Origin of the sequence: Synechococcus sp. Tobar12-5m-g (assembly GCF_024345415.1) — a bacterium.
Classification (GTDB): domain Bacteria; phylum Cyanobacteriota; class Cyanobacteriia; order PCC-6307; family Cyanobiaceae; genus Regnicoccus.
Genome location: NZ_JAGQBB010000001.1, coordinates 68,150 through 94,316, shown reverse-complemented (window position 1 = coordinate 94,316; position 26,167 = coordinate 68,150). Strand labels below are relative to the sequence as shown.

The 26,167-nt window shown below is 63.4% G+C and carries 26 protein-coding genes; 15 read left to right on the top strand and 11 right to left on the bottom strand.

The window, feature by feature from the left end; all coding sequences use genetic code 11:
- Window positions 1–21: 21 nt before the first annotated feature.
- From KBY66_RS00425 to KBY66_RS00375, 11 genes are all read left to right on the top strand, one after another.
- Entirely contained in the window at window positions 22–1,110 is a 1,089-nt protein-coding gene (locus KBY66_RS00425; protein WP_255087106.1) for a serine hydrolase, read from the top strand.
- Window positions 1,110–2,564 (top strand): DUF3370 domain-containing protein, encoded by a 1,455-nt coding sequence (locus KBY66_RS00420; protein WP_255087105.1) that lies wholly within the window; start codon window positions 1,110–1,112, stop codon window positions 2,562–2,564. Before KBY66_RS00425 ends, KBY66_RS00420 begins: the two co-directional genes overlap by 1 nt.
- Window positions 2,561–3,649: a magnesium chelatase ATPase subunit I gene (gene bchI, locus KBY66_RS00415; RefSeq protein WP_255087104.1), complete on the top strand. Its 1,089-nt coding sequence runs from the start codon at window positions 2,561–2,563 to the stop codon at window positions 3,647–3,649. The genes KBY66_RS00420 and bchI overlap by 4 nt, the downstream gene beginning before the upstream one ends.
- A 6-nt stretch (window positions 3,650–3,655) precedes the next feature.
- A complete protein-coding gene (ruvC, locus tag KBY66_RS00410; RefSeq protein WP_255087103.1) occupies window positions 3,656–4,117 on the top strand; it encodes a crossover junction endodeoxyribonuclease RuvC in 462 nt (153 codons plus the stop codon).
- Window positions 4,114–4,716: a 5-formyltetrahydrofolate cyclo-ligase gene (locus KBY66_RS00405; protein ID WP_255087102.1), complete on the top strand. Its 603-nt coding sequence runs from the start codon at window positions 4,114–4,116 to the stop codon at window positions 4,714–4,716. Before ruvC ends, KBY66_RS00405 begins: the two co-directional genes overlap by 4 nt.
- 62 nt (window positions 4,717–4,778) lie before the next feature.
- Entirely contained in the window at window positions 4,779–5,036 is a 258-nt protein-coding gene (locus KBY66_RS00400) for a hypothetical protein (protein ID WP_255087101.1), read from the top strand.
- A gap of 66 nt (window positions 5,037–5,102) precedes the next feature.
- Window positions 5,103–5,666, top strand: a complete 564-nt coding sequence (locus tag KBY66_RS00395) for a hypothetical protein (RefSeq protein WP_255087100.1) — start codon at window positions 5,103–5,105, stop codon at window positions 5,664–5,666.
- Window positions 5,663–6,088: a SufE family protein gene (locus KBY66_RS00390; protein WP_255087099.1), complete on the top strand. Its 426-nt coding sequence runs from the start codon at window positions 5,663–5,665 to the stop codon at window positions 6,086–6,088. Before KBY66_RS00395 ends, KBY66_RS00390 begins: the two co-directional genes overlap by 4 nt.
- Before the next feature lie 27 nt (window positions 6,089–6,115).
- Window positions 6,116–7,420 (top strand): homoserine dehydrogenase, encoded by a 1,305-nt coding sequence (locus KBY66_RS00385; RefSeq protein ID WP_255087098.1) that lies wholly within the window; start codon window positions 6,116–6,118, stop codon window positions 7,418–7,420.
- A 99-nt stretch (window positions 7,421–7,519) separates the two neighbouring features.
- Complete coding sequence (locus KBY66_RS00380; protein WP_255087097.1) at window positions 7,520–9,091, top strand: ABC transporter substrate-binding protein; 1,572 nt, start codon at window positions 7,520–7,522, stop codon at window positions 9,089–9,091.
- The gene (locus tag KBY66_RS00375; RefSeq protein WP_255087096.1) at window positions 9,088–10,107 is read left to right on the top strand and encodes an ABC transporter permease; all 1,020 of its coding nucleotides are present in this window, start codon (window positions 9,088–9,090) and stop codon (window positions 10,105–10,107) included. The genes KBY66_RS00380 and KBY66_RS00375 overlap by 4 nt, the downstream gene beginning before the upstream one ends.
- A 13-nt stretch (window positions 10,108–10,120) precedes the next feature.
- Here KBY66_RS00375 and KBY66_RS00370 read toward each other — a convergent pair whose 3' ends face one another.
- Window positions 10,121–11,701 carry an alpha/beta fold hydrolase gene (locus KBY66_RS00370; protein WP_255087095.1) on the bottom strand — a complete coding sequence of 527 codons (1,581 nt, stop codon included), beginning with the start codon at window positions 11,699–11,701 and terminating at the stop codon, window positions 10,121–10,123.
- Here KBY66_RS00370 and KBY66_RS00365 point away from each other — a divergent pair.
- On the top strand, window positions 11,677–12,918 hold the full coding sequence (locus KBY66_RS00365) for an MFS transporter (RefSeq protein ID WP_255087094.1): 1,242 nt from the start codon (window positions 11,677–11,679) through the stop codon (window positions 12,916–12,918). The two genes, KBY66_RS00370 and KBY66_RS00365, sit on opposite strands and share 25 nt — an antisense overlap.
- Here the strand turns inward: KBY66_RS00365 and KBY66_RS00360 are convergent.
- Window positions 12,874–13,107, bottom strand: a complete 234-nt coding sequence (locus KBY66_RS00360; RefSeq protein ID WP_255087093.1) for a hypothetical protein — start codon at window positions 13,105–13,107, stop codon at window positions 12,874–12,876. The two genes, KBY66_RS00365 and KBY66_RS00360, sit on opposite strands and share 45 nt — an antisense overlap.
- Before the next feature lie 104 nt (window positions 13,108–13,211).
- Here KBY66_RS00360 and KBY66_RS00355 point away from each other — a divergent pair, with 104 nt between their 5' ends.
- From KBY66_RS00355 to KBY66_RS00345, 3 genes are all read left to right on the top strand, one after another.
- Window positions 13,212–14,018: an N-formylglutamate amidohydrolase gene (locus KBY66_RS00355; RefSeq protein ID WP_255087092.1), complete on the top strand. Its 807-nt coding sequence runs from the start codon at window positions 13,212–13,214 to the stop codon at window positions 14,016–14,018.
- Between the two features lie 83 nt (window positions 14,019–14,101).
- On the top strand, window positions 14,102–14,941 hold the full coding sequence (locus tag KBY66_RS00350; RefSeq protein ID WP_255087091.1) for a transglutaminase-like domain-containing protein: 840 nt from the start codon (window positions 14,102–14,104) through the stop codon (window positions 14,939–14,941).
- Window positions 14,942–14,959: 18 nt separating this feature from the next.
- Window positions 14,960–15,688, top strand: a complete 729-nt coding sequence (locus KBY66_RS00345; RefSeq protein WP_255087090.1) for a peptidase — start codon at window positions 14,960–14,962, stop codon at window positions 15,686–15,688.
- A 277-nt stretch (window positions 15,689–15,965) separates the two neighbouring features.
- Here KBY66_RS00345 and KBY66_RS00340 read toward each other — a convergent pair whose 3' ends face one another.
- From KBY66_RS00340 to KBY66_RS00300, 9 genes are all read right to left on the bottom strand, one after another.
- Window positions 15,966–16,355 (bottom strand): hypothetical protein, encoded by a 390-nt coding sequence (locus KBY66_RS00340; protein ID WP_255087089.1) that lies wholly within the window; start codon window positions 16,353–16,355, stop codon window positions 15,966–15,968.
- A gap of 16 nt (window positions 16,356–16,371) precedes the next feature.
- A complete protein-coding gene (locus KBY66_RS00335) occupies window positions 16,372–18,858 on the bottom strand; it encodes an HlyD family secretion protein (protein ID WP_255087088.1) in 2,487 nt (828 codons plus the stop codon).
- 48 nt (window positions 18,859–18,906) lie between these two features.
- Window positions 18,907–20,235, bottom strand: a complete 1,329-nt coding sequence (locus tag KBY66_RS00330; RefSeq protein WP_255087087.1) for a hypothetical protein — start codon at window positions 20,233–20,235, stop codon at window positions 18,907–18,909.
- 301 nt (window positions 20,236–20,536) lie between these two features.
- A complete protein-coding gene (locus tag KBY66_RS00325; RefSeq protein ID WP_255087086.1) occupies window positions 20,537–21,310 on the bottom strand; it encodes an SDR family oxidoreductase in 774 nt (257 codons plus the stop codon).
- Entirely contained in the window at window positions 21,297–21,584 is a 288-nt protein-coding gene (locus tag KBY66_RS00320; protein WP_255087085.1) for a hypothetical protein, read from the bottom strand. Before KBY66_RS00320 ends, KBY66_RS00325 begins: the two co-directional genes overlap by 14 nt.
- A 295-nt stretch (window positions 21,585–21,879) precedes the next feature.
- A complete protein-coding gene (locus KBY66_RS00315) occupies window positions 21,880–22,722 on the bottom strand; it encodes an alpha/beta fold hydrolase (RefSeq protein WP_255087084.1) in 843 nt (280 codons plus the stop codon).
- 16 nt (window positions 22,723–22,738) lie between these two features.
- A complete protein-coding gene (locus KBY66_RS00310) occupies window positions 22,739–24,271 on the bottom strand; it encodes a condensation domain-containing protein (RefSeq protein ID WP_255087083.1) in 1,533 nt (510 codons plus the stop codon).
- Window positions 24,264–25,145, bottom strand: coding sequence for an alpha/beta hydrolase family esterase (locus tag KBY66_RS00305; RefSeq protein WP_255087082.1), 882 nt, complete (start codon window positions 25,143–25,145; stop codon window positions 24,264–24,266). Before KBY66_RS00305 ends, KBY66_RS00310 begins: the two co-directional genes overlap by 8 nt.
- 84 nt (window positions 25,146–25,229) lie before the next feature.
- Window positions 25,230–26,138, bottom strand: coding sequence for a TauD/TfdA family dioxygenase (locus tag KBY66_RS00300; RefSeq protein ID WP_255087080.1), 909 nt, complete (start codon window positions 26,136–26,138; stop codon window positions 25,230–25,232).
- Window positions 26,139–26,167 lie beyond the last annotated feature (29 nt).

Below are 26,167 nucleotides of genomic sequence, written 5' to 3'. Positions count from 1 at the left end.
CCAATCGCGTTCTCAGCTGCCGTGCGTCCGGGCCGATCTTCCCGTTCAGGTTCTCCCGGCTGGTTCCAGCCCCTCGCCCTGGTGCTCCGCCTGCTGGTGCTGGGCGTGGGTCTGGGGGTGCTGACCGGCACGGTCCTGAAGCAACTCGCGCCGCGGCTGGCCCAGGAGACGATGAACACCCCGGCGCTGAACACGGCCACCAGCGCGGTGGCCGCCCCCCAGCGGGGCCTGCCGCTGGGGAAGTTCGAGCCGAAGCGGGAGCTGCCCGCCCTGAGCCAACGCTGGAAGACCCTGGCGGCGGCCCAGAAGGATCTCAAGGTGGGCGGCTATCTGCTGGTGCTCGATGACGGCCGCTTCGCCCAGCTCGATCCGGACGTTCCCCTACCAGCCGCCAGCGCGATCAAGACCCCGATCTTGCTCGCCGCCCTGGACGATCTCGACGCCGGCAAGCTGCGCTGGAACGAGCCGCTGAGCCTCACCAAGGAGGTGGCCGGGGGAGGGGCGGGCTGGATGGCCAGCCGGCCGATCGGCTCCCGTTTTCCGTTCTACGAGGCGGCCACCGAAATGATCCGGGTCAGCGACAACACCGCCACCAACCTGCTGATCAAACGGCTCGGCGGCAAGCTGGCCCTCAATGCCCGCTTCCAGGCCCTGGGCCTCGGCTCCACGGTGGTCAACAACTGGCTGCCCGATCTGGAGGGCACCAACACCACCAGCCCCCACGACCTGGCCCGCTCGATCGCCCTGGTTGACACCGGCGAGAAACTCAGCCCCCGGGGCCGGGATCACTTCCGCACGATCCTCGGCACCTCTAGAACCAACACCCTGCTTCCCCTCGGTCTGCTCAAGGGCCTGGGGATGGAGTCGAGTGACCCGGACAGCGAGCTGATGGCAAGGGGTGTCACGGTGCTCAACAAGACCGGCGACATCGGCATCGCCTACGCCGACGCCGGTTTGATCGAGCTGCCCAATGGCCAGCGGGCCGTGGCGGCCTTCATGGTCAAGGGCCCGTTCAACGACCCCCGCTCCACCGATCTGATCCGGGCCATGGCCGCCGCCGTCAGCGAAACCCTGGTGGGCCGGAGCAGTTCCCCTCCGCCTCCCCGCTGATGCCCCCCGCCCTCGCGCGCCTTCTGCCTGCGGCGCTGCCTGTCCTGTTTCCTGTGCTTCTGGCGTTGGGCGTGGCGGCCCAGACAGTGCCGCCACGCAGCCTGTTTCGCCCCCAGCAGGTGCGCCCCCTGCCGGGGGGGCTGGATCGGTTGCTGGTGGTGAACGACAACAACCCCGAGCTGATCGTGCAGCCGGGCATTTTGCTCTCCACCTTCAACGGCAACGCCGAGCTGGGTGGCCAGCGCTTCACCGTGCCGGCGGCCCACCTGAACATTCCCCTGCAGGGGAACTTCGAGCTGTTCAGCCACCACGTCTATGCCGGCAGACCGGAACAACTCGACTCCACGCTCTGGCTGGGGGTGCTGGCAGCCCCCAACGGCGCGAAGCCCGTTCGCCTGCGGCTGATCAGCGGCTCCACGGCCCTCTCCCAGTCCACCGATCCGGCCCAGCCGGCGGCCCCGTTTCTGCCGCTGCCGGCCGTGGTCGCCCACGACGGCACCACGGCGTTTTCCGGTCCGGGCAGCCGGGTGGCGGCGGAGCTGCTGCTGAAACTGCGCAGCCCCCTGTTGCCGGCGCAATGGCAGCTTCCCACCGGCCAGCTCACCACTCTGGTGGCGTTGCCGATCCCGGTCAAGGGTCTCGACCCCCTGCTGAACGGCCGCAACCTCCAGCTGCGGCTGGAGAGCGATGGCCCGGTGCAACTCGCCACTCTGGCCGCCTTCGGCGGCGATCAGCCACCAGCCGCCAGCACCTGGGCCAGCCTGCTGCGGGGCGGTCTGAGCCCCAAGGAGCACAGCCCCACCCCCCGGGGCCAGAAGGGCGGGATCGTCTACTCGCGGGTGAGCGGGGTTCAGCAGGGCAGCCGCTGGCGCGGCCAGCTCACCGATCCATGTCCACGCCAGGCCTGCGTGCCCCAGCTCTCGGTGCGCAGTGCGCCCGTGTCCTGGCCGATCAGTTCCCTCGAGCGCGGCAGTCTCGGCACCGGCCAGGTGCAGACGGCGGAGCTCACCGCCGCCTACCCGGGCACGGCCTGGGCCGCCCACGGCAACTACGGCGTCGAGTACGACCTGCGGATCCCCCTGGTCAACGACACCGCCAGGCCCGCGGCGCTCGAGCTCGCCATCGAGTCCCCCCGCAAGGGCGACAGGACGGAAGGGGGGCTGAGCTTCAACGCCGAGCCCGCCCGGCCGGTGATGTTTCGGGGCACCGTCGAGGTGACCGGCCTCGATGGTGAGGGTCTACGCCCCAGCGGGCGTCGCTGGTTCCACCTGGTGCTGCGCCAGGGGCAGCAGGGTCCGGCGCTGGGCCGGATCAGCCTGGAGCCTGGCCAACGGCGCCAGGTGCGGGTGCGGCTGGTTTATCCCGCCGATGCCACACCACCCCAGGTGCTGACGCTGCTGCCGGCATCTCCAGCTGTGAAACAATCCGATTTTGTGCCGGCCCCTCGCCCGTGAGTCAGACCCGCCAACGCAGGGTGTTCCCCTTCACCGCCATCGTGGGGCAGGAGGAGATGAAGCTCGCCCTGCTGCTCAACGTGATCGATCCCCGCATCGGCGGCGTGATGATCATGGGGGATAGGGGCACGGGCAAGTCCACCACGATCCGGGCCCTGGCCGATCTCCTGCCGGAGATCGACGTGGTGAGCGGCGACCCCTACAACAGTTCGCCGACCGACCCCGACCTGCAAAGCCTCGAGGTGCGGGCACGGGCCGACCAGGGTGAGGTCCTGCCGGTCGAGCCGCGCCAGGTGCCGATGGTGGACCTGCCCCTGGGCGCCACGGAAGATCGCCTCTGCGGCACGATCGACATCGAAAAGGCCCTGAGCGAAGGGGTGAAGGCCTTCGAGCCGGGGCTGCTGGCCAAGGCCAACCGGGGGCTGCTCTATGTCGATGAGGTGAACCTGCTCGACGACCACCTGGTGGACGTGCTCTTGGATTCGGCTGCTTCGGGGTGGAACACCGTGGAGCGGGAAGGGGTGTCGGTGCGGCACCCCGCCCGCTTCGTGCTGATTGGCTCCGGCAACCCCGAGGAGGGCGAACTCCGCCCCCAGCTGCTCGATCGCTTCGGCATGAGCGTGGAGGTGCGCACCGTGCGGGAGGCCGAGCTGCGGGTGCAGGTTGTGGATCAGCGCACCAGCTTCGACGCTGACCCCGAGCGCTTCAACGCGGCCCATCAGGCCGGCCAGGAGGCGCTGCAGGAGCGGGCGGTGCGGGCCCAGGACCTGCTGCCTTCGGTGCGGATCGACGACGATCTGCGCCTGCGCATCTCCTCGGTCTGCGGCGAACTGAATGTGGATGGCCTGCGCGGCGACATTGTGATCAACCGGGCGGCCAGGGCCCTGGCCGCCTTCGAAGGCCGCACCGAGGTGAGCGACGACGACGTCGCCCGGGTGGTGAGCTGCTGCCTGCGCCACCGGTTGCGCAAGGACCCGCTGGAGCAGATCGACTCCGGCGACCGGGTGATCAAGATGTTCTGCAAGGTATTCGAGCGGGGAGAGCCCAGCGATCGCAACGCCTTCCAGCTGGCCCTGGCGGGCTGAGATGGGATGCGCATCCTCGGCATCGACCCCGGTCTGGCCCGGATGGGCTACGGCCTGATCGAAACCGGTCCGCCCCAGTGCCTGCTCGATTGCGGCATGGTCCAGACCGCCAGCGGCCAGCTCGAGGGAGATCGGCTTGTGGAGATCGCCCGGGATCTGCGCTGGATCGTGCGCCGCTGGCGTCCGGAGTTGGCCTCCGTCGAGAAGTTCTTCTTCTACCGCTCCAGCACCACGATTTCGGTGGTGCAGGCCCGCGGCGTGGTGATGATGACCCTGGCCCGCCTGCGGGTGCCGGTGGTGGAGGTTCCGCCGATGCAGGTCAAATTGGCCCTCACGGGCTCGGGGCATGCCTGCAAGGAGGAGGTGCTGGAGGCGGTGATGCGGGAGCTGGAACTGGAGCGGCCGCCGCGGCCGGACGATGCCGCCGACGCCCTGGCCGTGGCCCTGACCGGCTGGTTCCAGCGGTGATCGACGCACCGCCCCCGCTGGCGGCGGGCAAACCCGCCTGGCGACGCCACTGGCGCCAGCGGCGCCAGGCGCTCTGCTCGGCAGCCCAGGCGCCGCTGCTGGAGGTGGCCTTACGCCACCTCCCTGGCCTGGTGGGGTCCGGTCAGCGCCTGGGGTTGTTCTGGCCCCTGGCCGGGGAGCCTGATCTTCTCGGGCTCTCCGTCCCCCTGGCGGATCGCCTGGCCTTGCCGGCGATCCGCCAGGGGGACGGTGCTGGAGCACTGCACTATCTGGCCTGGCAGCCTGGTCAGCCCCTGCTGGCCGATGCCTGCGGCATACCCGCCCCCGCCGAGGCCCCTGGCGCGGAGCTCCGGCCGGCTGAGCTGGCCTTGCTGCTGGTGCCCGCCCTGGCCTTCGACCCCGGCGGTTTTCGCCTGGGCTACGGCGGCGGCTGGTACGACCGGCTGCGCAGCGACCCGCTCTGGCGGGCCGTTCCGGCCCTGATCGTGGCCCCGGCTGGCTGCCAGGTGCGGCAGCTGCCACGGGATCCCTGGGACCTGCCGTTCGACGGCTGGCTGAGCGAAAGGGGTCTCCAATGGTTGCAACCTGTTGAGGACTGACGCAACGGGCCGCTCTCACCCCATTGATTTGCCAGGATCACATGGTGCGATCTTCCCCCGTTTTGAACGTTTCTTCGGATTCCTCGTTCAGGCCCGAGCCGTTCCTCTCCCCCAGCTTTCTCCCCCAGCGGCCCTCCCCGGCCGCCCGCAGCGGGGCGGATCGCCGTGGCGCCGGATCGGCGCCGGATCGGGTGATGGAGGCGGAGCTCGGCTATCGCTCCCAGCCCAGCGAGGCCCTCTCGATGATGGTGAGCTCGATGGTGCGGATGGTGCAGGCCGGCAAGGGGCAATCGGCAGCCAGCCGCTGGTCGACGACCTGAACAGCCTTTAGCCTTGCGGTTCCGGCTCCAGCCCGCCCGGCTGGATGCCTGAATTTCAGGCTCCCCATGCACCCGATCCTTTCCCCATCCGCCCCGAACCGCCGGCCCCTCCGGCGGCGAACCCAGCGCAGAACGTGGATCAACGCCGGGCTCGCCGCCGGAGGGGCCGCCCTGCTGCTGGCTACGCTCTGGCCGGATCAGGCCCAGGCCCACGCGATCGAAAGCAGCCTCGATCGGCTGCAATCGCTGCGGGACGCGCTGGTGCTGGAAAGCCGCTTCTCCACCGGTGAGCCCGTCGTGGGAGCCCATGTGCGCCTGGTTCCCCCTGGAGGGGGCTCGGGGGTGGAGCTGGGCCAGATCGACGCCAGAGGACAGCTGTCCTTCAACCTCCCAAAACAGGCGGATGGCACCTGGGAGTTGCAGGTCGATGGCGGCCCCGGCCACCGCGACTTTCTCGATCTGCCGGTGCGCCAGGGCCAGCTGCAGCTGGACCAGGTCAGCGAGGGCCCTTTCATCCCCCCCCAGACCTCCCCGATCGTGCGCCATCTCCTGCTGTTCGGTGGCCTTGGCAGCCTCGCCTGGGTGTTGGCCTCCATGACCGGCTGGCCCTTCCCCTTCCGGCGCCGATGAGCACCGGCAGCGAGGCCCTCGATCGGATCGTCGAGAAGCTCCGGGGCAGCAGCGATCCGAAGCGTCGTTACGAATACGTGCTCTGGCTGGCCCGCAAACTGGAGCCCCTGCCCGAGGAGTTTCGCCAGGACGCCTTCAAGGTGAAGGGATGCGTGTCCCAGGTGTTCGTGGTGGGGCAGCTGGTGGAGGGCCGGCTTCACTGGCAGGGGGATTCCGACGCCCAGATCACCAAGGGACTGTTGGCCCTGTTGATCACCGGACTCGAAGGACTCACCCCTGAACAGGTTCAGGGACTGGATCCCGCCTTCCTGGCCGAAACCGGTCTCCAGGCCAGCCTCACCCCGTCGCGAGCCAATGGGTTTCTCAACATCCTGCGGATGATGCAGGCCCAGGCAGCGGCGCTCACGCCGGCAGATTTCTAGGATCGGCGGTTTCGCGGCGATCCAGGCATGACCATCGGCATCGGTTTGCTTGGTCTTGGCACCGTGGGCGCCGGTGTCGTCGAGATCCTCTCCACGCCGGAAGGTCGCCATCCCCTGGTGGGGCAGCTGAAGCTTGAGCGGGTGGCGGTTCGCGATCCGGGCCGATCCCGGCCGATCGCCCTGGCCGCCGAGCTGTTCACCACCGACCCGGAGGCGGTGGTGAACGATCCCGCCGTGGACATCGTGGTGGAGGTGATCGGCGGGCTGGAGCCTGCCCGCAGCCTGATCCTGGCGGCGATCGCGGCCGGCAAATCGGTGGTGACCGCCAACAAGGCCGTGATCGCCCGCCATGGTGAGGAGATCGCCGCGGCGGCGGCGGCCCGCGGGGTGTACGTGCTGATCGAAGCGGCCGTGGGCGGGGGCATCCCGATCATCGAACCGCTGAAGCAGTCGCTGGGGGGGAACCGGCTGGGGCGGGTGAGCGGCATCATCAACGGCACCACCAACTACATCCTCAGCCGCATGGCGGCGGAAGGAGCCGCCTACGCGGCGGTGCTGGCCGATGCCCAGGCCCTGGGCTACGCCGAGGCCGATCCGGCCGCCGATGTGGAGGGAGGCGATGCGGCCGACAAGATCGCCATCCTCGCCGGCCTGGCCTACGGCGGCGGCGTGGAGCGGTCCGCCATCCCCACCGAGGGCATCATCGACCTGCAGTCCAGGGATGTCGACTACGCCGCCAAGCTGGGCTTCTGCGTCAAGCTGCTGGCCGTGGCCGAGAGCCTCGGCACCGATCCGGACGGCACCCAGCTGCTGGATGTGCGGGTCCACCCCACCCTGATTCCCAAGGATCACCCCCTCGCCGGGGTCCACGGCGTCAACAACGCCATCCTGGTCGAGGGGGAGCCGATCGGCCGGGTGATGTTCTACGGCCCGGGGGCCGGGGCCGGCCCAACCGCCTCAGCGGTGGTGGCCGACATCCTCAACATCGCCAGCATCCGCCAGGTGGGCGGCCCTGGCGCGCCCCTCGATCCGCTGTTGGCGGCGGGCCGCTGGCGGCGCTGCCGCCTGGTGGATGGCGCCCTCACCCGCCACCGCAACTACCTGCGCCTGCAGACCAGCGACCAGGCGGGGGTGATCGGCTCGATCGGGCGGTGCTTCGGGGCAGAAGAGGTCTCGATCCAGTCGATCGTGCAGCTGGAGGCGGCCGCCGGCGATGCCGAAATCGTGGTGATCACCCACGAGGTGCCCGAAGCCCGCTTCCGGGCGGCCCTGGCCGCGATCACCGAGCTGGCTGAGGTGAGGCGGGTGGCCGCCTGCCTGCGCGCCCTCTAGCGTCACCCCCCCAACCTGAGCCCGGGTCGTAGGAAGCCCGCACTGATCTTGAATGGCCCCCACTCACACCCGGGGTTCGTCGTCGCTGGCTTGCCTTCCTTGAAGCGCCTGGTCTCCCTCTCCCTGCTGGGGGCGGTTCTGCAGCTGTTGATCGCCTGTCAGCCCTCGCGGCCGGACGGCCGGGTGGTGGTGGCGGCCCGCAGCCGGATCGACTCGGTCGATCCGGCTGCGGGCTTCAGTTTCGGGGCGATGCAGTTGCTCAGCGCCCTGGGCGATCCGCTCTACGCGATCGATGCCAACGGCAAGCTGGAGCCCCGCCTGGCCACGGCACAACCCCGGCTCAGCCCCGACCGGCTCACCGCCTGGGTGCCCCTGCGCCAGGGAGTGCGCTTCCACGACGGCACCCGCTTCGATGCGGCCGCCATGGTGTTCAGCCTGCAGCGCTTCCTGGCGATCGGCAAGCTCAGCTACCTGCTGGGCGATCGGATCGCCAGCGTGCGGGCCAGCGGCCCCTATGAGCTTGAGCTGCGGCTGCGACGCCCGTTCACGGCCCTGCCCCAGCTGCTGAGCGCCGTGAACCTCACGCCGCTCTCGCCGACGGCCTACCGCGACCATGGCAAGCGCTTCTTGAACGAGCGCTTCGTGGGCACAGGGCCCTACCGGCTCACTTTCTTCAATGATCAGCAGCAACGGCTGGAGCCGTTTCCGGACTACTGGGGGCCGGCCGCCGCCAATGGCGGCATCGATCTGGTCAACCTCAGCAACTCCACGGCCCTCTATGGCGCCCTGCGCAGCGGTGAGGTGGATGTGTTGCTCTCCACCAGCCTGGAGGGGGATCAGCAGCGCTCCCTGCACCGCTCGGCCGCGGCCGGCGAGCTGCGGGAGGGGGTGGGGCCGGCGCTGGAGATCGGCTACCTCACCCTGCTCACCGATCAACCGCCCCTCAAAAACCCGCTGGTGCGTAGGGCCCTGGCCCACAGCCTCGACCGGGAACTGATCAGCGAGCGGGTCAGCCATGGGCTGCGCAGCCCGCTGAGGCAGCTGATCCCGCCCAGCCTGCCGGGATCGCTGCCGGAGGCCTGGCCGGCCTTCGACCCCCAGAAGGCCCGGGCGCTGTTTCGCCAGGCGGGCTACTGCAACGGCCAGCGCTTGAGCTTGCCGCTCACTTTCCGCTCCAACATTCCGGCCGACAAACTCTTCGCCCTGACCTGGCAGGGGCAGCTGCAGCGCGACCTGGCGGACTGCGTGCGGCTGGAGATCAGTGGCATGGAATCCACCACCGCCTACCGTCAGCTCGGCGATGGGGCATTTGCTTCGATCCTGCTGGAATGGATGGGCGACTATCCCGACGCTGACAACTATCTGATCCCCCTGCTCAGTTGTGACAAGGGCGAGGGGAACCGTTGCATCAAGGGGGCCAGCGCCGCCAGCGGCAGCTTCTGGACCCGCCCCGGCCTGGAGGCCGACCTGCGCCGCAGTGAAAGCCTGGAAGGAGCCGAACGGCTGGCCCTGTTGCGCGGTCTGCAACGGGAAACAGCCGCTTCTTCCCCCTACATTCCCGTCTGGCTGGTGGCGCCGCGGGCCTGGGCCCAGACGAGCCTGCGCCTGCCGGTGTTCGATGGCTCCGGCCGGGTGGTGTTCAGCCTGCTGCAGAAGGGGACGGGGCGATGAGCCGCCGCCGCCAGTTGCTGCGTTACCTGGCCAGCCGGCTGCTGCTGGCTCCGGTGATGCTGTGGTTGATCGCCACCCTGGTGTTCCTGCTGCTGCGGCTGGCCCCGGGCGATCCGATCGATGCCTTGCTGGGGATGAGGGCGCCTGAAGCGGCCCGGGCCGCCCTACGCCAGCAACTCGGCCTCGATCAGCCCCTGCTGGTTCAGTACGGCAAGTTCCTGCTTGATCTGGTTCATGGCGATCTGGGCGCGTCGCTCACCAACCAGACGCCGGTGGCGGAGGTGATCGGCCAGAGCCTGCCCGCCAGCCTCGAACTGGGGGTGTGCGCCCTGCTGATCGCGGCGGTGCTGGGGCTGGCGGTGGGCTTCAGCGGGATCGCCAGGCCGGAGGGGAAGGTGGATCTGGCCGGTCGTCTCTACGGAATCGGCACCTACGCCTTGCCGCCGTTCTGGGCGGCGATGGTGGTGCAGCTTGTGTTCGCCGTCTGGCTGGGCTGGTTGCCGGTGGGCGGGCGCTTTCCTGCCAGCCTGGTGGCACCCACCGTCACCGGCTTCTATCTCCTCGACAGCCTGCGCGCCTGGAACTGGGAGCAGTTCAACGGCACCGTGCGCCACCTGGTTCTCCCCGCCGCCACCCTCGGCCTGCTGCTGAGCGGCATCTTTGCCAACGCCCTGAGGCTCAACCTGCGCCGCGCCCTGCGCTCCGACTACGTGGAGGCGGCCCGCAGCCGGGGCCTTGGCGAAACCCGGGTGGTGCTGCACCACGCCCTGCCCAATGCCCTGCTGCCGGTGCTCACGATCACCGGCATCACCGTGGCCTCGCTGATCGGCGGTGCCCTGCTGATCGAAGTCACCTATTCGTGGCCTGGCATCGCCTTCCGGCTGCAGGAGGCGATCGGCCAGCGGGATTATCCCCTGGTGCAGGGCATCGTGGTGGTGGTGGCGGGTCTGGTGGTGCTGGTGGGCGTGGCGGTGGACCTGCTGGTGGCCCTGCTGGATCCGCGCATCAGCTTCTGAAACGGCGCGGCGCTCAGCGCTGGATCCGCTGGCTCCAGAGCTCCGCTTCAGCCGGAGCGAGCACATAGGCGCGGATGCCATCCTGCTGGCGTTGCTGGGAGGGGAGCTGGGTGCGGCTTTCCAGCGAAAACAGGAAATCGGCGCTGAGGGCGAGCAACAGCTCCTGAACCCGCAGGGGCTCCTGGCCCACCAGCGGCGCACCCAGGCGCAGCACAGCCTCCTTCGGATTGGCGATGCGCACCGGCGAAAAGTGGCTCCCCCCCTCCACCAGCACCAGCCTGCTGCGCGGATCCCGCTGCTGCAGGAACAGGCCCAGCTGCTCGCTCACCGGAGGGGTGACCAGATCCAGGCTCCCCCCCAGCAGCAACAGGGGCGCCGCCAAGTCATCCAGGCCCCGGCCCGGCCAGAGCAGGCTGCCGAAGCCGTTCATGCTGACCACCGCCTCCAGCTCCGCGCGCCGCCGGGGCGGCGGCGGCAGGCTCACCTGGGCCAGCTGGCACTGCAGCAGCCGGGAGAGGTTGATCAGCGGGATTCCCTTCAGCGCCTGGCGGCAGCGCTGCTCCAGGCCGGCCACCGGGCGTTCACCGGCCGCCAGCAGGGCCGCCAGCCCACCCAGGGAATGGCCCATCAGCACCACCGAGCCACCCAGACGCGGCAGGCCACCGCCGGCTTCAGCCGCCAGCACCGCCTCCACATCGGCCAGCCGTTCGGGCAGGGTTTCGGCGCCCGGCGGTGGCCGCTGACCATCCAGCAGCTGGCGCACCGCCTTTTCGTCGCTGCCCGGGTGCTCCAGCAGCAGCACCGACCAGCCCCGTCGGGCCAGGCCATCGGCCAGCCAGCCCAGCTGGGCGCGGCTGCCGCCCAGCCCGGGCATCAGCAACACCCAGGCCCGCTGGCGCGGCGGCTCCGCCGCCCAGAGTTCCAGCTCCAGGGGCTCAGCCCGATGGGCGACCCTCAACTGGAGGCGGCGCGGCGGTGAGGGCCTGTTGAGGCTAGCCAGCCGCCGCGGTGCCGAATCACCCTCCCGGATCGGCAACGGCAGTTGCCGCAGGCGTTCAAAGGCCAGACCCTGGAGCTCCAGTTGCAGCCGCCAGCGCTGGGCCAGGGCCAGCACCCCGTCGAGTTCCAGGGAGAGCCGCGGAGCGGGCACGGCCAGCAGGAGGTCGATCACCGTGAACGGCTCGGGCTGCTGCAACTGCGAGCGCAGGGTGGCGAGCAGCAGCGACCCGCTGCCGGGTTGATCGGTGCTGAGCAGTTCCCCGACCTCGTCGAGCACCTGGCGGCCCGCCCAGCTCTGCAGCAACTGGAGCGCCAGGCCACGATCCGGCAGCAGGGGGGAGCGCAGCAGGGTGATCAGGTCATCGCGACTGCGGCCATCGAGCAATTCCAGCCAGACGCCCAGCTCGGTGCGGCTGCTGCTGGGATTGCGGCTCCAGGCCTGCAACTGGCGCAGGTCGATCGGCAGGGCGAAGCCATCGAGCCGCACCTCCAGCTGCTCGGCCGCCAGGGCAGGGCCGGACCCGGCCAACAGCAGACTGGCGAACAGAACGGGCAGCCAACGGCAGCGGTTTGACAGACCCTCGAGAAGGAGCAAGCAGCCTCAGCTGGTTCCTCCAGTTTCCCGCGCCGCTGCGCGAACTGAGCCTGATCCGCCTGGTGGCCAGCCTTGGCGCCGGCGGGGTGCTGTATCTCACCCCCGTGGTGTTCCATCAGGCGGCCTTCAGCGCCACGGCCGTGGGCCTCGGCCTGGCGGCGGCGGCGGCGGCCGGCACGGCCGGCAGGCTGTTGTGCGGTCTGCTGATCGACCGGGGCCTGAGCACCACCAAGCCAGTGCTGCTGGCGGCCCTGCTCTCCCTGCTGGCCGACGGACGCCTGCTGAGCGCCACCAGCTTCCCCGCTTTCGTGGCCGGTCAGATGCTGCTGGGCACCGCGATGGGGATCTACTGGCCCGCCATCGAACTGGCGGTGCCCCTGAGCTGTCCGCCGCTGCCCTCCAGCCGCGCCTATGCCCTGGTGCGCACCGCAGATGCGCTGGGGATCGCGCTCGGGGTGCTGGTGGGGGCGGTGCTGGCCAGCCTTGATGAGCTGCGGGGCATCTATCTGGTGGACATGGGCGGCATGGTGCTCCTGATTGCCCTGCTGGTGCGCTACCCGTTGCCGGCGGCAGCCCCCCTGCCGCCCGGTGGCCGCCGGCTGGCCTGGCGCCGCTGGGTGCTGCCCCTGCTGCCCCTGCTGGGGGTGACGGTGCTGACCACCGCCATGGTGGTGCTGCTGCAGAGCGCCCTGCCGCTCGATCTGGTGCGGGGCGGCCTGGGCCGTCCGCCGCTGCCGGGCAGTCTGGGGGCCCTGTTGATGGGCCTGCAGCTCAGCTTGCTGCTGGTGTTCCAATGGCCCCTGGGGCGCTGGCTGGCCGACCGGCCGGTGGGCTTCGGGCTGGGCTGGAGCCTGGTGGCCTTTGCCCTGGGCAATGGGCTGCTGGCCCTCTCGAGCCTCGGCTGGCAGAGCACCGGCGTGTTGATCGCCGCCCAGTTCCCCCTGGCCGCCGCCGAAGCGGCCTTCCTGCCCACCGCCAGCGAAGCGGTGGTGGAGCTGACCCCGATCGCCCACCAGGGCATGGCGATGGCCCTGTTCTCCCAGTGCTTTGCCCTCAGTGCCTTGGTGGCGCCGCTCCTGGGGGGCTGGCTGCTGGATCGCCAGGGCCATGGCGTCGGCCTCTGGTTGTCGATGGCGGTGCTGTGCCTGCTGGGCCTGCTGCTGGTGGCCCAGCTAGGGCGCTTCCACCCCCACCCCCGCCGCAGGCGGATCTCCTGAACCTGAACCGGCGGGCTGCGGCGGGCGGGCCACCCAGCCCCCCTGCTCCTGGGGCAGGGGCTCGGTGCCGTACTCCCAGTCGTCGTAATCGGGGTCGTTGCGAATCTGCCGGTGCAGTTCCTTCTGCACCGCGAAGTTGTGGGGGGCTTCGGCCGGGCTGGTCGGGGAGGGGTCCTGGGCTGAGGTCATGGCAGGCCACCGCGTCTCCCTGCATTCTCGCTGATGCCGGGCCAGCAGATTGGGCAAGCTGGCGCTGGGCCAATCTGCTGGCAGAACCACAGGGATCCCAGCCCATGGCGGAATCCACCAGCTCCAGCCTTGCCACCCTGCTGAGCGCCGACGACCCGGCGGCCTTCGAGGTTGTGCGCCCCCAGGGTCGCTCAGCCTGCCTGCTCACCTGCGACCACGCCGGACGGGCCATCCCGCGCCTGCTGAACCGGCTGGGTCTGGGCGAACCCGAGCTGAGTGCCCATGTGGCCTGGGATCTGGGGGTGGCTGAACTGGGCCGGCGGCTCTCGGCCCGGCTCGATGCCGTGCTGATCCTGCAGCCCTATTCGCGGCTGGTGATCGATGCCAATCGCCCGCTGGGGGCGGCGGATTCAATCCCGGTGCTGAGCGAACGCATCAGGATCCCAGCCAACGAAGGGCTTTCAGCTGAGCAGATCCGCCAACGGGTCGAGGAGGTGTTCCAGCCCTACCACCGGCGCCTTGCCGAGGAGCTGGATCACCGAGCGGCCCAGGGGCGTAAAGCTGTACTGGTGACCCTGCACAGCTTCACGCCCGTGTTCCTGGACGAAGAGCGGCCCTGGCAGGTGGGGGTGCTCTATGGCCGCGATGCCCGGCTGGGGCGGTTGATGCACCGCCAGCTCTGCCGCGATCCTGCCCTGGTGGTCGGGGACAACCAGCCCTATGCCGCTGGTGATGAGAGCGACTACACGATCATTATTCACGGCGAACAGCGTGCCATTCCCCACGTGGAACTGGAGGTGCGACAAGACCTGCTCGCAACGGACGCCGGCCTGCGGACCTGGACGGAGCGGCTCGCCCGGGCGCTCGAAGCCTGCCTCCCCGGCCTGATCCCCAGCGCCGGGCAGACCTAGGCTGAGATATGGATTCCGAGTGCGTTCCAGTCGACCTTTCAGCCTCAAGCGACGGCCGAGCGATCCCCCCCGAGCCCCAGTCCTTGCAGATTCAAGTGGGCTACGAGCTGACCTATCGCTGCCCGACGCCCACCCCGATGATCCTGACCCTGAGCATCAACGACAGCCGCGGTTCGGACCTGATCGAGCCGGATCGCCTCGTGCTCACCCCAGCGGTGCCTGTCCAGACCTACCGGGACACCTATGGCAATCGCTGCAGCCGGATCCTGGCGCCCGCCGGCCTGATCACCCTCAGCGGCAACGGGGTGGTGGCCGACAGCGGCCTGCCGGACCCCGTGCTGCCCTGGCTGGATCAGGAGCCCGTGGAAAGCCTGCCGGAGGAGGTGCTGCTTTTTCTGCTGGGCAGCCGCTATTGCGAAACCGATCTGTTATCGGAGACGGCCTGGCAGCAGTTCGATGCGGTGCCATCGGGCTGGAAGCGTGTGCAGGCGATCTGCGATTTCGTGCACCGCCACATCACCTTCAACTATGGTCAAACCAGTCCAACAAAAACAGCCCATCAGGTGTATCGGGATCAGGTTGGCGTCTGCCGTGACTTTGCCCATCTCGCCATCACGCTCTGCCGCTGCATGAACATTCCCGCTAGGTATTGCATGGGCTATATCAGCGATATCGGTGAACCCCTGCCCCATTCGGAGATGGACTTTGCCGCCTGGTTTGAGGCCTATCTCGGCGGCGATTGGCACATCTTCGATCCCCGCAACAACAAGCCCAGGATCGGGCGCATCCTGATCGCCAGGGGCAGAGACGCGGCCGATGTCGCCCTGACCACCAGCTTTGGTCGGGCCACGCTGGAATCCTTCAGGGTCTGGACGGATGAGTGGAACGGAGAGGAAGGCCAGCTGGCCAACCTGCCAAACTGAGGGAGAACCAACCAAGCAATGACCTACTGCGTCGGCATCCTGCTGAAGGAGGGAATCGTGCTCGCCTCCGACTCCCGCACGAATGCCGGCGTCGATGATTTCGCGAAGTTCTGCAAGATGACCTGCTTCGAACGGGTTGGTGATCGGGTGATCATTCTGCTCAGTTCCGGCAATCTGGCTGGCACCCAGGCGGTGGTGAGCCTGCTGAAGCAGCGGGGATCTCTCCAGGATGGGGCCGACAACCTCTGGACGGCAGGCACCATGTTTGACGTCGCCCGGGTGGTTTCCGATGCGATGCGTGACATCGAGCAACGCGATGCCACCTTTCTGGAGGGCGGCCCCGTCAAGTTCAATGCCTCCTTCATCCTGGGTGGCCAACTCAAGGGGGAACCGCCACGTTTGTTTCGCCTCTACAGCGAAGGCAACTTCATCGAAGTGGGAGAAGACACACCGTTTCTGCAAACCGGCGAAGCGAAGTATGGCAAGCCGATCATCGATCGGGTGCTCACCCCCAGCACCTCGATGGCCGATGCAACCAAATGCGTGCTGGTGTCCTTCGATTCCACCATGCGCAGCAACCTCTCGGTGGGAATGCCGATCGATCTGGTCTGCTATGAGCGCGACAGCCTGCAGATTCGCCATCGGCGCCGTTTCCAGGAGGGCGACCCCTACTTCGCCGCCCTGAGTGCTGAATGGAGCGCCGGGGTGCGTCAGGCGTTCCGCAACCTGCCCGAGCTGTTCTGGTGAGCCGGGAGACACCCCCCCTAAGCTGCTGCACCAACTGTCAAGGATGAATAGGTGTCTATCAGGATCCATGAAGTTGGCTGGGATGCTGAAATCAGTCTGTCCCGCTTCCTCTGGAGAGGTACTACGATGTAAGACCTCGTCGCTCACTGGGAGGCTGAACTCCCCAGATGGTCTATAGGCAGATTGCAACTGACCCATCCCGCTGAGAGTTAACGATCGCTGTTCCCGAATTGGTCCAGTAAAAGCCAACCGCCTCACATCGTGTCAGCGGAATTGGCTACTGATCGGCTTGTTCCAGTTGGTGCAGCGCATCGTTGAGCATTTTGATCTCTAAGTGAAGGAAGTTAAGCAGCCGCTCTAACCAAGCTGTTTGATACTCAAGCTTCTTGATTTCCTGGACATTCTGCTGCGGATCAACACGATCGAGGTAGCCTAGGCTCGGGTCAGCGCTGACGCGATCACGCACAAACTGATCCAACTGGACGAAGAACGACATCATTTCTTCCTTGGGGGTCGAGTGGGAAGCCAGACGGTCATCATCTAGAAGTTCCCCATGTTCCAGTTCGGACTTGGACTCGCTGAGCAGAAACTGGAAACAGGCCGCGTTGTAGAGAAGCCGATCGCGCCTTTCAACAAGCTCTACTCGAGTGCTGGAGTGCTCAAACATACGGATACATGGCCTATCAGGGTAGCCAGGACCACATTTCCACGGTCACAAACCTCACCAGCGCTCTCGAAAAGACGACCACCAGGGGCATGGTTTGACCATCAATCTTTGCCCGCCCAGTCATTCCTGGCTTGATCAGAATTCCAGGGTCAGGCCTGATCTTCACTGTCACCTTAACTACCTTGCCAGCGGTTTCATCCACTACCTGGGCTTCGGATCCGGTCTCTGGTGCAGTGCTCACCGTGCCGGTGGTCTCGTTGGTAAGCGCCGCTGGGCTTACTGAGATCACTTGCCCCCGTATGGGACTCTGTGGGAAGGCAAACAATTTCACTTCTACCGCTCGCCCAAGCATGACGTGGTCATTCTCCGACTCGGGTACCAGAATCTCTCCCAACAAGGCCTTACCAGCAACCTTGGCAGTCGCAAAGGTATCACCCTGATTAAGATAGGTACCTACCTTGCGATTCAGCTGGGTGGTCACCAGGTAGCCATCAAATGGCATCCGCAGATTGGTCCGTTGCAACTGGCTGCGCAGGTAGCTTTCTTGCTGTCTTTGCTTGGCCAGATCCGCCTTGGCACGATCCACGTCGTGGAGGGCTCCCTCAATGACCTTCCTCTGAGTCAGAACATTATTTTTGTCGGTGGAGGCCTGCCGCTCCGCATCCTCCGTTGCACTCAGTGAAACCGCCCCCTGCTTGTACAGCTGAAAATCACGCTCATATTTAAGAGCGCTAAGCCTTGCTTGATCGGTGTAGGTTTGGAGCTGCTGCTTGTCCTCCCCAACCTTAGCCATGAGCCCGGAAATAGAAGAGAGTTGGCCAGTGATCTGTTGCTGGATTTCACGTAAGTTACTGTCCAGATCGGTAGACTCAAGGGTGGCGATCACAGTGCCAGCCTTAATCAACTGATCATCTTGATCTTGGGAAAAGACTTTGACTACCTTGCCTGCTACCGGCACTTCAATCTTTTGTTCTTTCTGGGGATTAATGGTTATTTGCCCACCGGGACGAAACTGATAGGGAATTAACAGAACAATGACAGTGGCCAGTCCCAGCCCGATCGGCTTCAGAAAGGATCGTTTGAGGAATCTGGGCCAGCCAACATTCAACGCTCCTACTCTGGGTTTGGGCGCCAGATCATCCTGGCCTTCGCGTGGCTTGGGCAAGGGCCTGTCGTCAACGGAACTCATGATAGACCACACTCCAAATAACTTGTAGACAAAAATAGCAGACATGCTGCCGACTAGAACAAACTCAGCCGCGTTCCCCAAAATGTTGGATGCAAAATCCTGGGCCAAGCCAATAGAATACAAAAAGATACTCAGAAATGCGGTAACAACCAAGGCACTAAAACCGATTAGCCCCATCGCTTGTAAGCCGAATTGTTCTCGCCTGTTGAGCGATCTAGGCAAAGGCTGCCTTTGGAGGACCATCGTCCAAATTTGATAAGATCGACCAAAGATGTCAGATAGACCAAGCTTGGCAATCAAATAATAGTAGCCGTCACCGGGCCAAAGAGGGATTGCGTCTAACAGCAAGCCAAAGAACCCAGTAAGCATGATCACAACGGACAAGGGCGTCAAAGCAGTATATCTGCCATAGCTGCTATACCAAATGAACGTAGCCAGGGAAAGGAGAAAAAACCTGACTAAAATTGAAGTCCCGTGGATCTGAATCTTCTGCTGGCGGGACATTCGTCTTTCATTTAGAGATATGAGGAACGTTGGTAGCATGCCTAAAAATAGGCCAAATCCCAGCTTTTGAACGGCGTTGCCATAGGTGGACGCCACTGCTCCTAGCGCCAATTTGGCTAGCGACCTTTGCACCCCAGAGGCCACCAACACAATGATCAAATTGCTGAAATTGCCGTTAATATAAAACTTGATATCGTTCGACAGCCAGACATGATGCCTAGCCACCGTAAATAGCGCTACAGGGAAGATCACAATCAGCGATTTGGCCATCAGTTTGAGCACTCCCCGCAATGGGGAAAACAGACGGGCTAAGCGCGCCAAAAATGCAATGGGTTTGGGTGCCGACCACAGCCAAACACTGAATTCAGGTGTTTGGGGGGCTGACCGCTGCTGGGATTTTAACCGGTTCCCTCTTAAAGGCTGGTTGAGGTTAGGCAGGGTATCTGTGGTGGATGGGAGGTTGTCCCTGGGTTTCTCGGCTGCTTCATGGTCTAGAGCTTGCGGAGTCTCGTCCTGCCCCACCGGGCAGGGCTCCAGTAGGCCCAACTGATGCATTTGCTTGGAGAACGCCAGTACCGCTTGAGCAGAAACTGGCCGTTGAAAATGTTCTTGAGAAGCAACAGCAATTGCCTCGGGAGTGGCAACACCATCCATTGCCAGGCAGAGGAAGTATTCATCCGGTCTAAGACAAAATAGCTTGCCCGTCCTGGGGTCTTTGACCCAAAAAAGCTGATCCGAATCCTGGCCTCGTTTATGGGCGCCGGCGATGACCAGATCTCGGCGAAACCGATTTTGATAGGGAATATACATAAGAAAGCCACATTTAGGCAAATTTAGTCGCGACGGTTTGCCAGTAAATCAGGCTTTCTGCCCAGAACCTCCATGAAGAGGAGATTGTTGCCCCAGCCATACTTCTAACCCTCCGCTTGGGTTGTCCACATACACCCACTCGTTGCCCACCTTGGTGGCAATGCGAGGGCCATAGGGGTTGGCCGTACCCACAAACAGGCCAACCGGAGACGGGATAAGATTTCGCACCCCGGCGTTGAAGGGATTATTGAATCCCTTGCGATTGACCGGAAGCCAATTCTCGCCATCCCAGCTGCGCCAGAGTTCAAAGCCCCGGCAGTTCATGATGTGATCCACCCCAACGCCCTCCACGAGACGTTTGGCATACTGGGGCAGCTCGTCTAGATCGATCCAGCCCATCATGCCACTAGACTCGTAGGTGCCCAAATAGAGCCATCCGTCGTGTACGGCCATGCGCCAAAAGTAGCCATTGAAACTATTGCCAAAGCCATCCAACAACCCGCTCAGGGGTTCCTTGATGCCCTCTGACGTCTCCAGGGCATTGCCGATGATTAAATCCCACCGACCATCTTCAAACAGCCGAATAAGCTGGGGGGCTGCGGGGCCGATGTTGTTGATCCGATCATAGCCCCCATTTTGAATGCCACTGCCGACGTACAGCGCGCCCTTAAAGAAAGCCATGCTAAGAGCAATTTGATTGAGAGGCCCGCGCCCAGCGCCGCGCTTCAACACCTGGGTCCAATGGTAGGGAGGATCGCCTCTGGCATCGGTCCGCCAAACTTGAAACCCCTCACAGTTGAACGTGCCCGCGTAGAGCCAATCGCTGGAGCTACAGAGGGAGAAAATACTTTCATTTTTCCCATCCCCAAAGCCCGGCTCGGAGGCCGCCCGCCATTGACCCTGACGCGGATCGTGACTTTCGTAGACCACAGGCACTGCCGATACATTCATATTGCCGCCACGGCTGCCTGTCGGGGCGATGAACAGTCGGCCCTGAAAGGGAGTCAGTGAGCGTAGGCTGGTGATGGGAAGACCAATGACGCCGTAGTCAGACACCGGCACAAAGGTTATGCCATCTTCGGACCGCAAGATTAGCGGGCCAGGGGCCAACCTGGGTGCCCATGTGGCTACATAGAGTACTGGCTCGGGATCAGACTCACCCTGAAAGACAGTCATCCCTCGGTAGCCGATATCCCGTGCTACCAAGGGGTTTTTGGTTCCAATAACGACAGTCTTTCCGTCTTTGCCTTTGACCTCAATCGCTTCTTGACTGGCGGGCTTGACCAGTGGCGAGCAATACACCTGCTGCCATTGTTCTGTGGGTGGGGAATAGCGCCAGATTTGGGCCCGTCGATCGAGCTCGTAGATGCCCTCCAAGGTGGTAGGGCATTCCACTGGCCAGGCGGAGAGCTGGCTCAGGTCCCCGCAAAGGTGATTGAGGCTAAGCTTTAACATACAGAGGTTTGAGCGTGTGGTGCCCACGTACAAACATCCTTTGAACCATGCCGCTGAGTGGGCAAAACTGTTATAGCCATCGCCAAAGCCGTTGGCACAAATCTGGCGGAACTGCTCAAACCTCAGCCCGGGGTTGGGGGAGGGATCATAGGGTCTTTGTCGGGTATGGGGAGCAGGGGTCATAGGGCGGGGTTTAGGGGGTGAATTAGATTTGATTGCTTGCTCAGCTGCGATCCCCAAGAAAAGGAAGCAGATGGGGGTGAATCACGGTCACATCCGGTGGTTGCTGCACCAAGGCAACCACGCTGCGGGCAAAATGATCCGGGCTGATGGCGCGGTTGTCAAACAGCTTAAGCAGAGCGGTCTGCGCCACCAGCGGGGTCAAGACTGGGCCTGGGAAAATCGCCTGGACTCGTATACCCGCTGTTGCCACCTCCGCCTCTAGGCTTTCAGTCAAGCCGACAACACCAAATTTAGATGCACAGTAAGCTGGGGCATAGGGTTGGCCCCGAAGACCATGCAGGGTTGTAGAAGAGCAAATGTTGACGATATGGCCGCTGCCTTGGGCCAGCATGGCAGACAGCACCGCCCGATTGCTCAAAAACACCCCTGTCAAGTTGACGTCAATCACCTCCTGCCAATCTTCCAGGGGCAGCGTTGATGTTGGGTGGGGAACGACCCGGGCAGAGCCAGATTTCTTGCCAAGGCCGGCGCTGGTCACCAGTAGATCCAGCCGACCAAACTTAGCAAGGGTCAATCTTGCCATGCCTTCCATGTCGGCAGCTTGCCGGACGTCTAACCGTAGCCCGAGCAACATCTCCAGGGGGGTGAACTGAGCCATCTGGGACAAGGTGTCGTCTATGCGCTGGTGACTGGTGCCCACTATCGTGACCCCATAACCCTCCCGGGCCAGTGCAATGGCGATGGCCTGTCCAATGCCGCTGCTTCCTCCCGTCACAATGGCAACCTTTGTCGGCAGACGATCAATATTGCTCATCGAAATCAACATATCCCATTTGGGTGGCTTCTCGGAGACCCGCGACCGAAGACATAGCAGCTTCTCCAGGATCGAGTTCGCCTTTGCAGTCCAGATGAACGGAACCGGTCTTTTCACTATAAGCCGCCGCGAAATCCCCGATCCTAGTGAGCCAATGATGCAAGGCTTTTAGTGTGGTTCCCGTTTCTGCAACTAGAATTCGGACCATCGCATCGATGGAGTGCTTTCCAAGGCTGGGTTTGCTCTGAAGAGCCCGCTCAATCACCTTGACCACGTTGTGCTCCCTCTAGGCGCGAGAATGACCGTGAGGCAGCTCATCATGCAATCCCTCAATCATGAACCAACAGAATGGATGATGCTATTTCCCTACTCTCATGCCCTTAACCCCCATCGCTTGTCAATGTGGGTATTGGCTTCACCGGCGCCACAATTCAGAACAATCTGGTCTTGCTGAACGAGCGAGAGAGGCATCAGGAATGGACTCAATCTAACTGGCATACCGCATGTTCTATCCCTCAGTTCAGAATAAGCAGTCCAGCTGAGGTCAGCGAAGCAAGGCTGGGTAGCCCCTACTGGGTGAGGAATTTTACTTGGTGGTGGAGAAACTGATCCGGTTTGAGGGCCGGATGAAAGTGGCCCACCCCTGGAATAATGGCCACCTCACAGTGAGGCACTTGCGCCTTCAATTCCCAACAGGAGGGCAAGCAGTGGGAGTATTCCCCAAACATGGCCAGTACCGGCACCTCTAGGCGCTGAAGGCCCTCCACACTAAGGGGTGATTGATCTTCTAACTCCTGGCGGGCGGTGGTCTGGGACAGCAATCTTTCCCAGTTGGCAGTCCCTTTGCGCCCCATCCCCCGCTGGCGCAGCGACGGCCGTTGGGCTGGCGATGGGGCTAGCTGGTCTGAGGTGGAGGCCACCTGGTTGAGATGGTTGAGGAGGGGAAAATCAATGATTTCGTTGTCGGCGGGGAGATTGACCACCCCTTGCCTGCGCAGCTGTTGCTGCCACTCCTGCCAGTACGGCCAGTCTTTGAGGCGAATGCGCGGCTGAAGGCAGGTGAATTGCGCGTCGGCCAGGGTGAGTGTCTCGACTTGTTGGGGGTGGAGCATGGTGTAGCAGAGCGCTACTCGGGCTCCAAAGCTGTGACCCACCAGGTGTGCCCGTTTGACACCCAGATACTGGAGCAGGTGCTGTAGATCCTGAGCCATGTCCGGAAGAGTATATCCAGCCGGCGGCATACTGCTCTCGCCGTGGCCACGCAAATCGTAGATGATTACACGATAGTTTTCTGCCAGTTTGGCGGCTATGCCCAGGTACCAAAAAGCCAAATTGGCGCCTAACCCATGGATCAGCACCAGATCAGGGCCAGCCCCAGATTGTTGGCCGAGCTGCTGATAGTGGAGGGTCACCCCGTCCGTTTCAAGTTTAGGCATTTTCACTATTGGGGTAGACAGCGTCTGCTGGACTCAATTCAGCCAGCCCCTGGAGAAACAACTGCCAGAGCTGGTGGCGCTGATCAGAGTCGGTATAGGCATCAACATAGGTAAAGGACAGATAGAGCTGCTGCTGAAACAGGTAGAGCAGCAGGCTGGGTACCGGGAAGCCCACATTGGCACTATTTAACTGAGCTGATTGAATCTTCAATGCTGGCAGGCCAGAAAAGTGCTTATCTGTAATCCCCATGTAGCTAACCCGCACCACCTTGGCGGATTGAGGGTGAAAGATCTGAGTGGTAGTGGCCAGAAAATCCAGCCACCGATCGCCCTTCACACGGTCTCCCAGCCTGTATTTCTGCCACACTTTCTCAAGGTAGGGTCCAGGCATTGCCGCCAACAGTTCTGTCTTTTTCTTCTGGATGGCGTGGACCAGCCCGCCTAACCCCATGCAGCTCGCCTCCGCCACATCAATTGTCATCACCACGGGGAAAAACAGGTCTTGAATGGAGTCCCGCAGGTGCTTGTCGGCACAGAGTGGACGAAGGTCGACGGCCATGCCCAGATGGGCGATCGCCACTGATTCGCCTGCCTGACGGGCCATGGCTAGTTGGCACTGAAGATAGAGGGCCGACAACAGCTCATTGAGTGACGGTCTGCCCCTTTCAGCCGACTGCAACGCCAGGTCTTCCAGGCGCTGGCGGAGAGCCCTCGTCTGGGCTTTGGACAGTCGGTGGGCCAGGGTGTTCACGGTGCCGCGCAACCCTTTGGCCAGGTCTGCTCCGCTGGTCAGCCGGGCCCGGGGAAAGGGAACGAGCTCCTGGCCGGGGGACCGCTGAGGTTTGGCTCGGGCCAGGGTGGCCTTGAGGTGGGACCAGCCCAGTGGCTGAAAATCATCGTCTTTGGCGGTATCGGGTGGGGTTTGCTGATCGGCAAGAATGTCGCGATCGAGATTCTCCTTAGCTGTGGCGTTCACGGTGATTGCAAAAAGTCGACTCCAGTCACCGCCAAGCGGAGTAGGGGTGACTTGTGGCGATTGCCCCTGCTGCAACGCCAAGTAAAACTTCAGGAAATCTCTCAGAAAAATGACTGAGCTTTTGCCGTCCAGGGCGGTGTGGGAGGCCACCAGCTGCACATGGGTGAGCCGTTGTCTCCACGGCATGATGAACAGATGAAACGGCGCAGATCGATCGAGTGGAAGGGTACGATTTTGGTGATCGCTTTCAAGGCGGCCAAAAGCGGAGGGGAGATCAGCGTCGTCGCCGTCTAGGGGACACCACGTCAGGGGGAGCGGAGCGGAGATGGGGAGAGGCTGCCAGAAGTAGCGTTCGGGAGACTCCAAGTCGATCGCCACACGCGATCGCAGAATCGGGTGACGCTCCATGACCAGCCCCAGTGCCGACTCGCAAAGAGCCGGCTCAAGAATTGCCCCCAGCTCCAGGGTGAAGGAGGTATTGAAGCTGGCCTGATAGAGGAGAAACCGATGGAAAAACTCAAAGGAAATTGGGTTGAGAGCTTCATCCATGCGCATTGGTGGTGGCGAGGAGGCGGTGACCCTGAAAAAACGCCCAAATCAGCTGGCTGGCATCGATGTCCTGAGAGGTTTCCCCCACCAGCCACTGGGGTTGTTGAACCCCGCCCGGCCAGGTGTGTCCCCCATTGGCTAAAACGATTAGCACCACCTCCGCCCCACCTTCCGGATTGACATAGCGGGTGACCTCGATCTCGCCAGTCTGCCCCCCAAGGAAGTGGGCCGAAGAGGTAATATCCCAGGCTGATTCCGTTTGGCAGTTGCCCTTTTGCCTCCAAAACTCAAAGGTGTCGGGAATTGACAGGATTTCGCCACCCTTACCTCGACGGGACACCCCGCCCTGAAAAGGGACAAACCTATCCCGCCGACTGTTGATCATCAGCAAGGAAACTGGCGTATTGGTCTGCATCTTCACCCGCAGAGGCACAGGCAGAGCGGCGGCTACGGTTGCAAAGGCGGCAAAGGTATGGGGTAGCTCAGACGCCAGGCGTTGGACCATGTAGCCCCCGTTGGAGATGCCGACCGCATAGACCCGTTTGGTATCCACCGCTCGATGCCTTTGGATGTCGTCGATCAGGGCGGCAATGAAACCCACGTCATCGATGTCAGTGTTGACGCCAGGGCGACCGTCGTTCCAATGGCGATCAAAGCCCTCTGGGTAAGCCACCAGAAACGCTTCGGAATCGGCCAGATCGTTGAAGCCAGTTGTCAGGGCAAAGCGGCTGGGGCTGGTGTAGCCTCCGTGGAGACCAATTACTAGGGGCAGAGGATGTTCTGGCCGGTAGGTCGCTGGGGTATGCAACAGATACTTCCGCTGCAACCCCTGGTGCTGCAACTGCCGTTCATCCGAGAGCAGTGCTCTGCGCATGAACCTTCGCATCAACATTCCCCGTCTTCGCATTGTTCTACTCGGTAACAGCTCATTCTCTGTCAAAGGCTAGGGGGCGATCGCTTACCAGAGAATCGAACGTCCCATACGGGTGTAGATCTCTCGATGATTGTCCTCAAATGCCTTTCTGCCGTGGAGTACACGGGTGTTGTCTACCATCAGGATCTCCAAGGGTTGCCAGGCCACTAGACGAGTACATCGATCAGCCGCCGCCTTGGTCTCCTCAATGATATCAGCGGAAATTTGAGAGCCATCTTCCCAACGCACGATGTTGTTGGTACTGCCGTTTTCCTCCTGCCAAATCACCGGCAGCAGATTGTTGATAAACACTGGGCGATCGCTCCGGGGAGGATGCATCACCCCAGGGGAAACGTATTCGGTGTCAATCGAGTCATCGCCATGTTGTGTAATGCTTAGGCCATTGTCGTGGCAGAACTGCTGTACAACAGCCATGTCTTCAGTCAGAAACCGGGCCTGCCAGTCTTCACGTTGGTAGGAGCGTATGTACTTGAGTCGTTGCCGATTAAAGCAGTCCTGGGTCTTGGGGCTGAGGGCTTGGTATAGCAGGGCTCCATCAGCAACAGTTGTTTCCCCATCCCGGCTGGCGGGGTGCACACAATAAAAAAACATGACGTCTGGTCGGTGATCAATGTAGTACATTTCACCGTGAAGGGGTAGACCAAAGGTGCGCTGATGCTGCTGGCCAAGATAGTAGTTGACTGACAGGATCGTCTGGTCGCCTTCTGTGTTGATCACCTGTCGCTGGTAACCGCCCCCCATGTAGGTAATAAACTCTGCACAAAAGAGATCACTAAAAGCTTGGTAGGCTTCCAGTTCGGGGGCAAAGCCCCGAAACAACAGCGCCCCGTGCTTCTTGAGTAGAGATAGGACCGCGTCGCGGCTCAGGTTCAAAAGCCCACCGTCACCATCCGGGGTGACCACCGCACCAATGGTGTCAAACAGCGATTCCACCCGATAAGGTGTTGTTGTAGAGTTCATTG

Excerpts from the sequence above, each read along its gene's own strand:
- KBY66_RS00420 (WP_255087105.1), top strand. The coding sequence starts at position 1,110 with ATGCCCCCCGCCCTCGCGCGCCTTCTGCCTGCGGCGCTGCCTGTCCTG.
- ruvC (WP_255087103.1), top strand. The coding sequence starts at position 3,656 with ATGCGCATCCTCGGCATCGACCCCGGTCTGGCCCGGATGGGCTACGGC.
- KBY66_RS00395 (WP_255087100.1), top strand. The coding sequence starts at position 5,103 with ATGCACCCGATCCTTTCCCCATCCGCCCCGAACCGCCGGCCCCTCCGG.
- KBY66_RS00390 (WP_255087099.1), top strand. The coding sequence starts at position 5,663 with ATGAGCACCGGCAGCGAGGCCCTCGATCGGATCGTCGAGAAGCTCCGG.
- KBY66_RS00385 (WP_255087098.1), top strand. The coding sequence starts at position 6,116 with ATGACCATCGGCATCGGTTTGCTTGGTCTTGGCACCGTGGGCGCCGGT.
- KBY66_RS00375 (WP_255087096.1), top strand. The coding sequence starts at position 9,088 with ATGAGCCGCCGCCGCCAGTTGCTGCGTTACCTGGCCAGCCGGCTGCTG.
- KBY66_RS00360 (WP_255087093.1), bottom strand. The coding sequence starts at position 13,107 with ATGACCTCAGCCCAGGACCCCTCCCCGACCAGCCCGGCCGAAGCCCCC.
- KBY66_RS00355 (WP_255087092.1), top strand. The coding sequence starts at position 13,212 with ATGGCGGAATCCACCAGCTCCAGCCTTGCCACCCTGCTGAGCGCCGAC.
- KBY66_RS00345 (WP_255087090.1), top strand. The coding sequence starts at position 14,960 with ATGACCTACTGCGTCGGCATCCTGCTGAAGGAGGGAATCGTGCTCGCC.
- KBY66_RS00340 (WP_255087089.1), bottom strand. The coding sequence starts at position 16,355 with ATGTTTGAGCACTCCAGCACTCGAGTAGAGCTTGTTGAAAGGCGCGAT.
- KBY66_RS00335 (WP_255087088.1), bottom strand. The coding sequence starts at position 18,858 with ATGTATATTCCCTATCAAAATCGGTTTCGCCGAGATCTGGTCATCGCC.
- KBY66_RS00325 (WP_255087086.1), bottom strand. The coding sequence starts at position 21,310 with ATGAGCAATATTGATCGTCTGCCGACAAAGGTTGCCATTGTGACGGGA.
- KBY66_RS00310 (WP_255087083.1), bottom strand. The coding sequence starts at position 24,271 with ATGGATGAAGCTCTCAACCCAATTTCCTTTGAGTTTTTCCATCGGTTT.
- KBY66_RS00305 (WP_255087082.1), bottom strand. The coding sequence starts at position 25,145 with ATGCGCAGAGCACTGCTCTCGGATGAACGGCAGTTGCAGCACCAGGGG.